Source organism: Myroides sp. JBRI-B21084, from assembly GCF_030545015.1.
GTDB lineage: Bacteria > Bacteroidota > Bacteroidia > Flavobacteriales > Flavobacteriaceae > Flavobacterium.
Window position 1 is genome coordinate 1,431,010 of sequence record NZ_CP120653.1, and the last position, 13,582, is coordinate 1,444,591.

Here is a 13,582-nt window from a genome sequence, read left to right on the forward strand (position 1 = left end):
TTTCGCTGATTTTATTTAATCGTAATATTCGCTCCGTCAAACAGATTGATAAAGCCATTCGTTACCACAATATCGCCTGTTGCCAATCCGTCTGATACAATCGTTCTATTGCCGATATTTCCTGATATGGTAATAGATTGCAATACGGCTTTTCCGTTTTTTATGAGATACACTTTCGCTTTTCCATTTTCTTCTGTAATGGCAGATGTAGGGATAAGAATACCTTGCTCTTGCTTGCTTTCAGAAAGATTTACCTTGCCGAACATTCCCGATTTTATGGTTAAGTTTTTGGTGTTGGTAACCTGAAACTGTACCAGAAAGCTATTGCCCAGATTGGCTTTGCTTCCTGTTATTATTACTTTTCCCGAAAGGGAAATATCGGGATAAACATCAGCATTGATTTTGTAGGTTTGATTGTTTTGAAACTGCACCAAATCATTTTCGGGAACATTAACCGTAAAACGTAAAGTGCTTATATCCGTAATTTGTAGCAACGGAATACCCGGTGCTGCAAAACCGCCCTCCTCATTGAACTTGGCAGTTACCACACCATTGAAAGGTGCTTTTATAGTGGTTTTACTGATTTGCTCCAATAAAGTCGCTTTCTGAACTTTTGCAGATTTCAATCCCAATCTTGCTTTTTCCAATTGTATGCCCTGAACGGCATCGGCTTCCGTTAAAATGGTGTATCGTTTTACATCGTCTTCCAAACCCTCAATCTGCACTTCAACCGTTTGCAGTTGTAACTTTAACAACGAATTATCCAACTGAATAAGTGTTTGTCCTTTGCTTACATAGCTTCCCATATCTACCAAAACGGCATTGATTTTCCCCTGTATGTCCGCACTGATTTTTGTTTCCTTATTCGGCTCAAAAGTACCTGTATAAGTATTTGCATCATCAATAGTCTGCAAACGAATGGTGTCAGCATTTATAGTAATAGGTTTTTCTTTGTCATATTGATACACCTTGCTTTCGGTGGTTTCTTTATTGTTTTTCAACTTAAAAAACACAAGTGCTATTACCGCAATCAAAGCAATTATCCCGATTATTTTTTTCCAATTCATATTCTTGATTTTTTATCCGTTATTTTAATTCTTAATTGTTCCTGCCAGCTTTTTTAGCTCCAAATCCGCTTTCAGATAATCTATAACTGCCGACAGGTAATTTTGCTGTGCTTCACGAAGTGCATTATCAGCCAATAAAACATCGGTAAGTGTTGTCGTACCTTGCTTTTGTTGTAAAATGGTTTGCTCATAAATAGATTGAGCCAAAGTGATTTGATTTTCGGTATTGATGACTGTTTGCTGTGCAATCTTTCTTTGCCTTAAAGCATTTTCAGTTTCCATTTTGTTTTTATCGCCAATCAGTTGAGCCTGCAATTCGTTATTGCTGATTTCCAGTTTTTTTTGATTTATTTTTCGCTGTGTAACTGTTCCGTTGAAAAGCGGGTAAGTCAGTTGCAAACCTGCAAAGCCTATGGGATAAAATTTCAGAAAGTCATTTGGGGTTTTGTCGTAGCCAAAACCTGTTGTTCCGTAGGAAGCAATCAAATTAAGCGAGGGTAGAAATCGTGATTTGTTAAACGTACTCAATTCACTGTTCAATAGTTTGTTTTGTGTCTTAATAATTTTCAAATCCAATATATTTTCTACATTATTTTCCGTCAAGGTTTGCTGTTCGATTTCAGAAACAACGGTAATATTTCGCTCCAATGGGATACCGATGTTCAGTTTTAGTGCATTTAGAATTGAAATGTATTTATTGTGAACGTTTTCCCTTTGGGTATTTAACTGCTCGGCTTGCAATTTCACTTTACTCACATCTGTTCCCTTTGCCAATAACTGTTCTTTCAAAAGTTCCATATTCTTTAAGAGCTTTTGGGTATTTATCAGATTGCTTTCCAAAAAATCCAATTGATGTTTCAATATTTGAGCGTTATAATACAGCGTAGTGATGTCGTATAAAACCTGTTCTTCCGATTTTTGAAATTGAAGCTGTGTCAGTGCATTGGCAATTCTTGTATTCTCAATCGCTCCATAAACCTGCGGATTATACAACGGCATTGCCAACTGCACATTTGCATTGATGTTGTGTGGAACACCAAATTGCAAATCTCTGAATTGCCCTTCGGGTGCTTGCGGATTGAGTGCATTCATCGGCATTAGCTGTGTAGGCAATTCCATAAAATATTTGTAATCGGCATTGGCTGTAACTTTCGGAATGAGATTGGCTTTTGCTTCTTTTTCCCTTTGTTCGCTGATGCGGATATGGTTTCTGTTGATTTGCAGGGTTTTGTTATAGACCTGTGCCGTATCAATACATTGTCTCAGTGTCCAGACTTCTTGTGCCTGAACAGTAATCCACCCGATAAATATCAACGGAATAATAAGTAGTTTGTGAGTGTTCACTAACATAATTGAGCAAATTTTTTTGTTTTCTATGTTCATTCTATTTGAAAAATTCAAATTTTATTTCCTTTGGCATAAAGTGAATTCCTTTATAATCGCTAACGGCTTTGATCTGATGTTTTACTAATGCCGGAATGGTTGCTGCTTCGCCAGATTTCAAAAAGATTTCTTTATTGTTGATTCTCAAAATACACTCGCCTTCATAAATGAATAACATCGACTCCTGATCAGCGTGATGCAGAGGCATTACTTCCCCTGCATTGGCTTGCATCTGTTTAGTGGCAAAATCGGTACCCGTCGCAAGTACCGTAACATTTGGGATGACAGATTTTTCCATAATTTAATTTTTGTTATTGTTGGGTGTATTATTTTTCATTTCATCAAACCAACGAGTAAAATCCTGATTGCTATAAGAAGGAGTAGTGGGTATTTTTATCTTTATATACTCGTGTTTGGTAGCTTGGTGGCAGGTGTTACAGTTGTTGGTAAGCGTAATATATCCTCGTTTAAATTCCTCTTTATTTTGGTGTTCGATGGCATTGTCCACAGCCGCCATTCCTGGTTCTATCATCGGTATAGCTTTTGTTTCATCACGGTCGGGATGCATTGTTTTTATATCATCAAACAATTCTTCGAGTTCATGCATCGCAAAATCTGCCAATTCCCAATTTTCGTTGATACCCGCAAACCATAGTTTATTGTGATGATTTTGGATGCTGCCCATAAAATCACCAAAACCGGGTTTATAGGCATTGTCTATTTTAGCCTCTAATTCATCAATTTGTTTTTGCAGTTCTTGCTTGACTGCGAACAGGCAGAAATCATTAATAGTATTGTGATCGGGATAAATATCTTCCTCATATTTAATTATTTTTTGAGTTGTTTATTTTGTTGTTTTAAACATCGCGTATCATTGTCAGCAGCATTTTAAAGCGTTCAACCGCTTTCAGTGCATGGGGAACATTTGCCGGCATAATAATACTCTCGCCTTTCTTTAAAAGATGAAGCTTACCACCAATAGTAATCTCTGCTTCACCGTCCAAAATCAGCACAATGGCATCAAAAGGCGTTTTATGCTCGGATAATCCCTGTTCTTTGTCAAACGAGAACAAAGTCAAATTACCGCCTTTGCTTTTGATAACCTGTTTGCTGATTACACCGCCGCTTGTATATTCAATCGCATTTTCGAGATTGAAAATGCTTTCTTTTTCAAATGTTGCCATACTCGTTGTTTAATTAAAATACTGATGATAGTGCTGATAAGAATATTGCAGTTGCGAAACAATTTCATTTGCTTTTGTTGCATCTGTTTCATTTTCCAACGTCTTCACTATTTCAAGATGTGGATGCAGCCATTTGTGCAGTTCATCGTGGCTTTTTCCGTCCATTGTACAGCTTTTTATGAGTTGGCTATTTTGGTCTTTTACCTGTTGAGCTAATGCTTTATAATCTGTGTGATTATTTTGGATATAAGAATTTACCAGTTCTTCGCCTTTCAATACAAAGGGTTTCATTTCTTCGTTCACCAGCCATTTTTCACCATTGTTGAGTTCAATAGCTTCGGAACTCTCATCGTGTTGATGTTCTGTGTGATTTTCTGTTTCCTGATGTGTAGTTGATTTTTCAGTGGAATTATTACAGCTCCACAAAAGCATAAGGCTCATTCCAAATACAATTACTTTTTTCATATCTCAATTATTTTTTTTCAATCATTTTTAAAATTCCCTCCAAAACTGCTTTCCCGTCTTTCATCAGGTTGGATTTATGCCCTGACAATTTCCATTTCAATACGGTCATTCTCATTCCTCCAAGTATAATAGTGGTAAGCGTGGAAGCATTGATTAGCTTGCCGTATTGCTCTGCTTTTTGTCCTTTTTCAATGTTTGCATTGACATATTGGTGCATTAATTCCATTATTTCGGAAACTTTATAACTCAATCCCTCATCATAATGAAAAATACTTTCCGCAAAAATGACACTAACAATCGCAGGCTTATCTGTAAAGGTTTGCAGTTGCGATTTAAAAATATCCCTCAATTCATCTCCTGCCGTTGCGTTAGGATTTACAGGAATGTTACTTATGCGGTTTTTCATTCCTGTTATGAAATAGTTGAGCAAACCAAGTAAAATATCATTCTTGCTTTTAAAATGACGGTATAAAGCCGGTTCGGATAAACCAATATCGGCAGCCAGCGTTTTGATAGTCAGGTTTTGAATACCGTAAGCATCAATCCGAGCCGTTGCAGCTTCCATTATTTCTATTTGCCTATCTGTGAACTTTTCCATATTATTTGTTTGCTAACTAATCACGTTAGTTAGTATTCACTCGCAAAGGTAGAAATAGTTTTTTAAGTGACAATATTTTCTTGAAAAAAGTTTTTCACTTCTTTCAAATCGTCATTAAAAGTGTTGGAAAAAAGTGGCTCTTTTGGTTTGCCAAGCGTTGGTTTTGTGTGTCGGGCAAAACCAAATGTGCCAAATGCGTGTCGGCTAAAATTGAATTAAAAAAATGTGCGGTGGGAAAAATAAAAAATACAGAAAGGTAGGCAATGAGTGTCGGCTTACTTGCTGTTTAATTGTTAAAATGGTTACTGGCTGTTAATGTTCGGAGGGTTGTCCTACCATTGGCTATAACGTTTTGCGGCTTTGCGAAGGAGCGGATTAGAAAGACTAAACTTTCAATTTTGAACTAACTTAAGCAAAACCATTTTTTCTATTTGCTAATTTACATTTTAAAAGCAAATAAAAAATGGTTTTGCGGATTAAATGCACAAACCTTGAATTAACCACTTAACCCGCTCTTTTGCAAAACCGATGTTGGCGGTAGTTTTTTTATCTTATTTTGTGTAGGATTTCTTTCAGTTTGGGTTCAATATTTAGTTCATCAAATAGTTTTTCCGATAAATTTAATGAGTTCTCAAAAGCCAAAATGATGTTTTTGGGATTTAAATCTGATGTTACTTTTTTATACGCTGAATACCAAATCGTGTCAATGTCCTTTTCGAGACTTTTAGTCGGACTTTCCCAATGTTGCGTTTTGCTTGTTCTTGCTCTTATAAGCCAAAGCAAGTATTTCTGCACATTTGATAAACTGTGATGAGCGTGAGCAAATTCTTCTCGTTTAATCAAGTTGCTTGTTGTCAGTACAACATTCAGTAATGATTGGCTTAACCACAAAATATTTTCATTTGTTATTCTTTCAGGCGATTTCGTTTTGATTTGATTAAGCGTTTTCCTTAAAAGTCCATCTTTGTCGGTTAGGTTCATTTGGTCAAAATCGCTAAATTCAACAATTCCGTCCCAAGATTTGATAATTTCAATTTCCTCCGTTTTTAAAAAATGGAATTCTCCTCTGACCATATTCTCGAAAATAGCAACTTCACTTCCATATTCGTTTGTAAAATATAAAGCCAAAGGATGAATTTGATTTACCCATTTTTCTGTCGAGAAATTTTCTTTATTTTTCAAGAAGATGTAAAATTCGATGTCAGAATATTTGTCTCCTTCGTTTTTGGTAAATGAACCATACATAAAAACGGCGGAAACATTTTCGTCTTGTTGAGCTATATATTTTGTTTTGTCAATCATTTGTAACTGTGTCATTTTTCTAATTTTTAAATGTTGATAATAGAAATTTTCACTACTTTTCGAAAGCAATGAAAAAGTTTTACGTTGTTTATTTTGGACAGTTACTTATAGCTTCATCGGATTATACTTTTTTATGTTCAACATTCTGTTTGGTAAAATTACCGCCAACGGTAACGTATAAGCGTAGTGCGGGATTACAAAGCCAACACTTTCAACTTTATCAAAATGTTTGTTAATAGTTCATAAGTTTAAATTTAGCACTTTCGCCCGCATTACGCTTATACAATGTTGTGTGTAGGCTTTTATTTATATGTTTTTCTAAATTCATCTCGGACAAATCCATAATCTATAAAATTAGCAATTAATTCATTTACATTCTTGTCTTTCCAGACAAATGGTTTTGAATTGTCAATTGTTCCTAAATATATTCTGTCGTTTTTTATTAAATGTGGACTATGAACTTTTATAAAATCAATCACATCTTTGTTTTTAGCCCGTCCTTTGTTTCCAACTGTTAATGTTCCATCGTGCCAAAATGAATATTCATTATCGTTAATTTCCACAAATCTGTCTATTGAATATTCAAGGGACATATGACTGTTTTCAAAATCGTCTATTGCTACATTGAAAAGTGTAAACCCATTACTGTTTTTCCATTTTGGGTGGTTTTTTGTCGAAATTTTTCCCATAATTGAAATACTTACCAATTCGGTTTCTTGGTTGTCATTTTCTACAATGAAATATCTGTATTCTCCTGTAAAACTTCCTCCTGCTGCATTTCCAAATGTTGTAAATCTTATTCCACCATCACTAATGAAAGTTTTACTTTTTAAGTGAAGTTGATTTGCTTTTTCGCTATCATCATAAATCAGTCCGACCAAGTTTGTTATGAAAGGAACTAATTTTATATCTGTATCTTCTCCAAGATTATAATCAGCTAACAATATATCTCGGTTTTTTTCAATATTGTCTTTATGATTGGGTCTTTTCCATTCGTTAACTATTTCTTCTTGAAATTCTATTCCTATTCCTTTGATTAAGTCAGAATATTTTGGAATTGTTACAATCTCGAGATAATCTCTAATTTCATTATTCCAACTATACGAAATTGTTTCGTGTCCGTTAGTCATTACCATTATTTCTGGTTCTAAAAATTCGTCATAGTGCATTGTTTGTTCAAAAACTTTGTCAGTTAAGTGAACTGTTGGTGCTTTACATTCAATGACGATTAATGGAATTTTTTCGAAATTTTCTTTGTCGAATCCTGAAACAATAATATCTGCTCTTCCTCTTTTTCCCTTTTGATAATATGATAATGGAACTTCTACGTCAATCATTTCGATTGGAACATTAAATTCGGAAATTAGTTTTGATACAAATTCCTGTCGAATTATTTCTTCAGGTGTTATTTGTATCAGTTTTTTTCTTGAATGGCACAGAACACATTCTTTTCCGTTTTTAATGTATCGTTTCAAATCTTCGTTCGGTTTTTTGGTCAGCTTGCACACAACACCCAAATATACGAAAGTTTTTGTGTTTTCAAAAAGAACTTAAAAAGTTTTAAAATAGTTAATTATATTGCTGATTTTTAAGTAAATTTAGTTTCGTGTTTTTAATAGATATAATAAAAAATACAGTTTTTGCTATATTAAATCTATTTGTTTTACGAACTAAATTTTCTGTATTTATGGATTTTAATGTTTACAATTTTAGCTTTGGCACTCACAATAACAAAGAAGTAATTTGGATACGTTTTGCTAAAAATTACTTACTTATTCAAAATCTTAAAAACGCCTTTCCATCGGTAAAATTTAGCAATACCAATAAAGCATGGTATTTGCCCGATTTACCTAGCGTACGCACGGCTTTAAATCTTTCACAAAAAGATTTTGGTGCCACATTAATACAGCAAATAAATCAGGTAAATAGACAAGCTTTTATTAAATTTATTAATCAACTTAAATTAAAAGCGTATAGTAAAAATACAATGCGTACGTATGTTTCTGAATTTGCACATTTACTTAAAACATTAAATCATTTTTCTGTTGATAACCTTCCGCAAGAGCGCTTAAAAGACTATTTTTTATATTGTATTGAAAAAGAAAAAATTAAAGAAAATCATTTAAACAGCCGTATTAATGCCATAAAATTTTATTATGAACAGGTTTGCCACAAGCCTAAAATGTTTTTTGAAATACCGCGTCCTAAAACCCCAAAAACATTACCAAAAATGCTTTCTAAGGTCGAAATTAAAAAGATATTTCAGCATACAACCAATCCTAAACATTTACTTATGTTGCAATTATGCTACGGAATGGGGTTGCGAGTAAGCGAAATTGTTCATTTAAAAATAGAACACATTAACAGTACCAATATGTTGGTTTTAATTGCAGGCGCAAAAGGTAAAAAAGATCGTTATACTAATTTGCCAGAATCGGTTTTACAATTATTGCGAAATTACTATGTAACGTATCGCCCAAAAATATACTTGTTTGAAGGTCAATACAGAGGTGCATATACTACCCGAAGTGTGCAAAATGTGTTTAAACAAGCTATGAAGCGGGCTAAAATAAACAAAAATATTGGGGTACATGGCTTGCGACATTCTTATGCAACACATTTAATTGAAAGTGGTGCCGATATTAGGTTTTTGCAAGAATTGTTAGGACATAATTCTATAAAAACTACCCAAATTTATACACATGTTACCGATGTTGCCAAGACAAAAGTGAAAAGTCCGCTCGATTTTTTATAATCAATATCAAACCAATAAAAAATCTACCAAAAAATACCAAGCGGCAATAGTTACAAACGATAGGGGTATGCCGTAACCAACCATCATGTTGCTTAATTCGGGTTTTAGTCCGTAGGTCGATGCTAAAATGGCGCCAGTAATCATAGGTGCCATGGCAGCTTCAATAATACAAACTTTTGTAGCCAAATCGGTTTTACCTAAAATAAAATAGTACAAACATAGTATTACAAACGGAAGTAAAATTAATTGAAACGATAACCCCAACAATAAATACCTAAAATGCTTGCCATAGGTTTTAAATTTTAATTGATAACCTACCGAAATTAATGCAACGGGTGATATAGTTGCAGCCAATTGCTTAAAAGTAGTACTAAGTGCTTCGGGGAAATCAATTTGAAGTAAAATCATGAACAAACCTACCAAAAATGCCAATAAAGGCGGAAACGTAACCATTTTTTTTAGAATAGATTCGTTTTGCTTTTTTTGATTTGAATATAAAGTAGCAACTAAAACCCCTACGGTTGAAAGTACCACAAAAGTTCCAGGTAAATCTACAATAATAAGGGTATTTAAGCCTTCATCGCCATACAAAGCTTGTATAATGGGTATGCCTACAAACGATGTGTTGCCTAAACCAGCAGTTAGTATTAAACACCCCGTAAGTTTTTTTGACCAATGGAAGGTTTTTCCTAAAAAGTTGAATAACACAAACGATAAACCAAAGGCTATCCAAGCAACTAAAGCTGGTAAAAGCAAATCCCAACTTAGTTTAATTTTGGGTAAATAGTGTAATGCCATGGCGGGTAATGCCACAAATAATATGTATTGATTTAATACAACAGCCGTATTTTTAGGAAAATTTTTTAACCGTTGAATAGCAATTCCTATAAATAAACAAATAAAAAGTAAAAGTATGCTTGACATATTTGTGTTCAATAAAAAACCGAAAGAATTGTAAACTTTCGGTTTTTGTTATTTATTTAGCAACGGGAGTTCCGTATAAATCAAATTCGGTGGCATCGTAAATTTCAATAGCTACAAAGTCGCCAGTTTTTAAATAATGTTTGGTAGCATCAATAAGCACTTCATTATCTACATCGGGCGAATCAAATTCGGTTCTACCAATAAAATGAGTACCTTCTTTTCTATCGATAATGCAACGGAAGGTTTTACCTATTTTTTCTTGATTTAATTCCCATGAAATTTGGGCTTGAATATCCATAATTTCATTGGCACGGTTTTGTTTTACATCTGCAGGTACATCGTCTTCTAACAAATAAGCGTGGGTGTTTTCTTCGTGCGAATAAGTAAAGCATCCCAAACGTTCAAAACGCATTTCTTTTACCCAATTTTTAAGTATTTCAAAATCTTCTTCGGTTTCGCCAGGATATCCTACAATTAAAGTAGTACGAATGGTCATACCAGGTACAGCTGCTCTAAAATCTTTTAATAATTGGGTGGTTTTAGCATATGTTGTACCACGTCGCATTGATTTTAAAACGTTGTCTGCAATGTGTTGTAATGGAATATCAATATAATTACAAATTTTAGGTTCGCGTTTCATTAATTCCAACACATCCATTGGAAAACCAGTAGGGAAGGCGTAATGCAAACGAATCCATTCTATACCATCAACCTTAGCTAATTGTTCAAGTAATTCTGCTAAATTGCGTTTTTTGTAAATATCTAAACCGTAGTAAGTTAAATCTTGCGCTATTAAAATAAGTTCTTTAACACCATCTTTTGCTAAAGTTTCGGCTTCTTTTACTAATTTTTCAATAGGTTGCGATACGTGTTTGCCACGCATTAATGGTATAGCACAAAAAGAACACGGACGGTCACAACCTTCAGAAATTTTTAAATACGCGTAATTTTTTGGCGTAGTTGTTAAACGTTCGCCAAGTAATTCATGGCGGTAATCTGCGCCTAAAGCTTTTAATAATAAAGGCAAATCGGTAGTGCCAAAATACTGATCTACGTCTGGTATTTCTGCTTCTAAATCGGGTTTGTAACGTTCAGATAAACATCCGGTTACAAAAATTTTATCTACTAAACCTTGCTCTTTCTTATCAACGTATTCTAATATAGTATTTACCGATTCTTCTTTGGCATTGTTAATAAAACCGCAGGTGTTAATCACCACAATATTAGCTTCATCATTGGTAGCTTCATGGGTTACATCTTTTCCGCTTGCTTTTAATTGTCCCATTAAAACTTCGCTATCGTAAACGTTTTTAGAACAGCCAAGGGTAACTACGTTTATTTTGTTCTTTCTTAAAGATTTAGTTCTCATAGATTTAAAATTCAGGGTGCAAAATTACAATTTTAATTAATAACTAAGCGTTAAATTAAATTTTAAAAATGCCACCTACTGCAAAAACACCTTGGTTAAAAGTAAACCTATGCGATGCGTAAGCGTTGTTGTTTAAAATAATAGGTGCCTTTACTACGTGTATGTAGCCAAATTTCCACTCGTACTGCACAAAAAAGTGTTTTAAAAAGGTTGCGTTTACACCAGCTTTTACATTTGCACCCCAACCAGCTACTTTAAAATCATCGTAACGTTCGCGGCCAAGTACGGTTGCGTTGGTTTTAGGATACAAAATACCTACACCACCACCTAAAAAGGCATTTATTTGTAATTTATCTATTTTTGTAATGCCTAAATATTTTGACATATCTTCGTAACGTGTAAGTTCGGTATTTATATAATTCAACCCATCGGTATGTTCAAACTTTAAAAAATCTTCGGTTAGTTTGGTTTTTCCGTTAGGTAAAACTTCGCCATAACTACCTAAATTGGGGTAATTACCCGTTACGGTTGCTTCTTGATTTTGCGTCATCACATATTTCATATGATCTACCCCAATAGAAACATTATATTTATCAGTTACAAAATACCCTATACGTAAATTTGTTTGTGGAATGGTCATTTTTGTAGGGTTGATATAATCGATATGCCACCCTTTAGGTTTATCGTGTGCTGTGGCGTTTTTTACGGTAAAATCAAAATCGTTGCCCTGAAAATGTAAATCCGATTTTGAATAATAGCCTCTATTTCCTCCCCAATAAACAAAGAATTTACCTTTGTTACTTGCTGTATATGGTTTTGGTTTAAGTTTTGTTTGTTGTGCAAAACTACTTAAGGTTGTTAGGGTTAAACTGCTTAATAAGATCAGTTGGCGTAGTGTTTTCATTATTAATGATTTTTTGCAAAGATACTATAAAAAAAATCCTTACATGAATTTTGTAAGGACTTGTGTTTTATAAAATTTGATGTTAAAAACTTGCCGAGTAACTAATGCTTATATTATGGTTGTTACCTTGGTTTTTTGCAAATTGGGTAGTGCCAGAACTAATCATTTGGCTTTGACTGTTTTGTTGCCAGAATTGATAACCTAAATCAAGGCGAGATGCTCCAAAGCTGTAACCAATTCCGCCGCTATAACTTGTTAAATCGTCTAAAATAGCTTTGTTTTTGTACGGACTGTTTGCAAAACGGTAGCCTGCGCGTAAACTTACTTTGTTTAAACGGTATTCACCACCAATTCTAAATTCGTTTGTTGCTTGTAAATTATTTTTATAGTAGTTGTTAACTGCATCATAATTTGCACCATCGGCTTTATAAGTTATGGTACTATAATCTTTACGAGTGTAATCTATACTTAACAAACCTTTTTTACCAAATAAATAAGCAAAACTACCTGTTAATGAACCTGGATTTTTTACCGAATATTTATCATATAAAGTTGTTATAGCAGGATCTACATCATACAACTGAAAGCTGCCAGCTGTGCCAATGCTTGTTTGTAAACTTTGGGTAAATTCGTCTTGTAAACGCATCCAAGTTGGCGATTGGTAAGCCGCGCCTAAGCGTATATCTTTATTAACTTTGTAAATACCACCTATGTTAAATGAAAAGCCAGATCCATAAGTGTAGGTTTCATTTCTAAATAAAAGTTCTTTATAACCATCGGTAACCGCTGCACGATTTTCTTCGTAAATAGCTGTGCTTGTTAAGTAATCAATAAAATGCAAGTTTAAATTAGCACCTACATAAAGTTTTTTGTTAAAATCAAACGCAACGTTTCCTGTTAATTGGTTGTTAAAGCCAGTAGTATAGGTTTCGTTTTCTTGATAAAAACTGTTTCCGCTGCCGTTTAAAACGTAACCAGTGTCACTACCGTTGTCGTTAATTAAATACGCTTGATAGGCTAGCATGGCTTGTTGAGCCGAAAAACCATTAGGTATGGTATTTAAATAATCGTACAAATCAGTAATAGTTTCGTTTGGTAAAGTTTGCACCAAATCTAAAGGTATGCTGCTGCCGTTGTTTCCGTAATTTGCATGTCCTAAAAAATAATTGGTAACCGATTGGTTGCTAACGCCACTGGCAAATGTGCGGTTATTAAAACGTGCGTTGGTTTGGTACGCTAAACCTATTGTAGTTTTCTTTAGCGCTTGATCGGCTTTTTTAGAATCCATTACAAAAACAGCTCCAAAGTTAGATAAATTCAAATCACTTTCTTTAGCGGTTGATTCATTTCCATTAAAAATAGATTTGTTTTTTTGCCATTGTACATTACCTGTAAAACTAAAATGGTTGTAATTAAATAAGGCGCTACCTGCAGGGTTTATTTGCAATGCCGATAAATCGCCGCCTAAAGCACCAAAAGCACCGTTTAAGGCGTTGAAACGCGCCGAACCGTTTATTTGTTGGGTGCCAATTGTTACGGCATCATTAGGGTTAAATTCTTGAGCTTGTGTTTGTAAAAATCCGCATACAGCAAGCAATGGTAAATATATTTTTTTCATAAAATGTAAAATC

At 34.1% G+C, this 13,582-nt stretch carries 15 protein-coding genes; 1 reads left to right on the plus strand and 14 read right to left on the minus strand.

Annotation, left to right across the window (positions count from 1 at the left end):
• Nucleotides 1-11 precede the first annotated feature (11 nt).
• The 10 genes from P3875_RS06925 to P3875_RS06965 all read right to left on the minus strand — a co-directional run bounded on the left by P3875_RS06925 (nt 12) and on the right by P3875_RS06965 (nt 7,474).
• Complete coding sequence (locus tag P3875_RS06925; RefSeq protein ID WP_303443231.1) at nt 12-1,067, minus strand: efflux RND transporter periplasmic adaptor subunit; 1,056 nt, start codon at nt 1,065-1,067, stop codon at nt 12-14.
• Nucleotides 1,068-1,091: 24 nt separating this feature from the next.
• Nucleotides 1,092-2,450: a TolC family protein gene (locus P3875_RS06930; RefSeq protein ID WP_303443232.1), complete on the minus strand. Its 1,359-nt coding sequence runs from the start codon at nt 2,448-2,450 to the stop codon at nt 1,092-1,094.
• Nucleotide 2,451: 1 nt separating this feature from the next.
• Complete coding sequence (locus P3875_RS06935; protein ID WP_303443233.1) at nt 2,452-2,748, minus strand: cupin domain-containing protein; 297 nt, start codon at nt 2,746-2,748, stop codon at nt 2,452-2,454.
• A 3-nt stretch (nt 2,749-2,751) separates the two neighbouring features.
• Nucleotides 2,752-3,135, minus strand: coding sequence for a hypothetical protein (locus P3875_RS06940; protein ID WP_303443234.1), 384 nt, complete (start codon nt 3,133-3,135; stop codon nt 2,752-2,754).
• A 44-nt stretch (nt 3,136-3,179) separates the two neighbouring features.
• Entirely contained in the window at nt 3,180-3,272 is a 93-nt protein-coding gene (locus P3875_RS12160) for a lipoprotein (protein ID WP_442930313.1), read from the minus strand.
• Nucleotides 3,273-3,307: 35 nt separating this feature from the next.
• Nucleotides 3,308-3,634, minus strand: a complete 327-nt coding sequence (locus P3875_RS06945; protein ID WP_303443235.1) for a cupin domain-containing protein — start codon at nt 3,632-3,634, stop codon at nt 3,308-3,310.
• Between the two features lie 9 nt (nt 3,635-3,643).
• Entirely contained in the window at nt 3,644-4,099 is a 456-nt protein-coding gene (locus P3875_RS06950) for a hypothetical protein (protein WP_303443236.1), read from the minus strand.
• A 7-nt stretch (nt 4,100-4,106) separates the two neighbouring features.
• Nucleotides 4,107-4,697 carry a TetR/AcrR family transcriptional regulator gene (locus P3875_RS06955; RefSeq protein ID WP_303443237.1) on the minus strand — a complete coding sequence of 197 codons (591 nt, stop codon included), beginning with the start codon at nt 4,695-4,697 and terminating at the stop codon, nt 4,107-4,109.
• A gap of 546 nt (nt 4,698-5,243) precedes the next feature.
• A complete protein-coding gene (gene lnu(H), locus P3875_RS06960) occupies nt 5,244-6,014 on the minus strand; it encodes a lincosamide nucleotidyltransferase Lnu(H) (protein WP_077564604.1) in 771 nt (256 codons plus the stop codon).
• A 287-nt stretch (nt 6,015-6,301) separates the two neighbouring features.
• On the minus strand, nt 6,302-7,474 hold the full coding sequence (locus P3875_RS06965; protein WP_303443238.1) for a type I restriction enzyme HsdR N-terminal domain-containing protein: 1,173 nt from the start codon (nt 7,472-7,474) through the stop codon (nt 6,302-6,304).
• A 212-nt stretch (nt 7,475-7,686) separates the two neighbouring features.
• Between P3875_RS06965 and P3875_RS06970 the strand changes: the two genes are divergently transcribed.
• A complete protein-coding gene (locus P3875_RS06970) occupies nt 7,687-8,754 on the plus strand; it encodes a tyrosine-type recombinase/integrase (protein ID WP_303443239.1) in 1,068 nt (355 codons plus the stop codon).
• A gap of 6 nt (nt 8,755-8,760) precedes the next feature.
• Here the strand turns inward: P3875_RS06970 and P3875_RS06975 are convergent, their stop codons facing one another.
• The 4 genes from P3875_RS06975 to P3875_RS06990 form a co-directional block, all read right to left on the minus strand.
• Nucleotides 8,761-9,678, minus strand: coding sequence for an AEC family transporter (locus P3875_RS06975; protein ID WP_303443240.1), 918 nt, complete (start codon nt 9,676-9,678; stop codon nt 8,761-8,763).
• A 52-nt stretch (nt 9,679-9,730) separates the two neighbouring features.
• Entirely contained in the window at nt 9,731-11,047 is a 1,317-nt protein-coding gene (rimO, locus tag P3875_RS06980; RefSeq protein WP_303443241.1) for a 30S ribosomal protein S12 methylthiotransferase RimO, read from the minus strand.
• A 55-nt stretch (nt 11,048-11,102) separates the two neighbouring features.
• Nucleotides 11,103-11,951, minus strand: a complete 849-nt coding sequence (locus tag P3875_RS06985) for a hypothetical protein (RefSeq protein ID WP_303443242.1) — start codon at nt 11,949-11,951, stop codon at nt 11,103-11,105.
• Nucleotides 11,952-12,033: 82 nt separating this feature from the next.
• Nucleotides 12,034-13,569, minus strand: a complete 1,536-nt coding sequence (locus P3875_RS06990; RefSeq protein ID WP_303443243.1) for an OmpP1/FadL family transporter — start codon at nt 13,567-13,569, stop codon at nt 12,034-12,036.
• Nucleotides 13,570-13,582 lie beyond the last annotated feature (13 nt).

Bases quoted from the DNA above. Each gene is read 5' to 3' on its own strand.
- P3875_RS06925 (WP_303443231.1), bottom strand. From the start codon at position 1,067: ATGAATTGGAAAAAAATAATCGGGATAATTGCTTTGATTGCGGTAATA.
- P3875_RS06930 (WP_303443232.1), bottom strand. From the start codon at position 2,450: ATGAACATAGAAAACAAAAAAATTTGCTCAATTATGTTAGTGAACACT.
- P3875_RS06935 (WP_303443233.1), bottom strand. From the start codon at position 2,748: ATGGAAAAATCTGTCATCCCAAATGTTACGGTACTTGCGACGGGTACC.
- P3875_RS06940 (WP_303443234.1), bottom strand. From the start codon at position 3,135: ATGGGCAGCATCCAAAATCATCACAATAAACTATGGTTTGCGGGTATC.
- P3875_RS12160 (WP_442930313.1), bottom strand. From the start codon at position 3,272: ATGAGGAAGATATTTATCCCGATCACAATACTATTAATGATTTCTGCC.
- P3875_RS06945 (WP_303443235.1), bottom strand. From the start codon at position 3,634: ATGGCAACATTTGAAAAAGAAAGCATTTTCAATCTCGAAAATGCGATT.
- P3875_RS06950 (WP_303443236.1), bottom strand. From the start codon at position 4,099: ATGAAAAAAGTAATTGTATTTGGAATGAGCCTTATGCTTTTGTGGAGC.
- P3875_RS06955 (WP_303443237.1), bottom strand. From the start codon at position 4,697: ATGGAAAAGTTCACAGATAGGCAAATAGAAATAATGGAAGCTGCAACG.
- P3875_RS06970 (WP_303443239.1), top strand. From the start codon at position 7,687: ATGGATTTTAATGTTTACAATTTTAGCTTTGGCACTCACAATAACAAA.
- P3875_RS06975 (WP_303443240.1), bottom strand. From the start codon at position 9,678: ATGTCAAGCATACTTTTACTTTTTATTTGTTTATTTATAGGAATTGCT.
- rimO (WP_303443241.1), bottom strand. From the start codon at position 11,047: ATGAGAACTAAATCTTTAAGAAAGAACAAAATAAACGTAGTTACCCTT.
- P3875_RS06985 (WP_303443242.1), bottom strand. From the start codon at position 11,951: ATGAAAACACTACGCCAACTGATCTTATTAAGCAGTTTAACCCTAACA.
- P3875_RS06990 (WP_303443243.1), bottom strand. From the start codon at position 13,569: ATGAAAAAAATATATTTACCATTGCTTGCTGTATGCGGATTTTTACAA.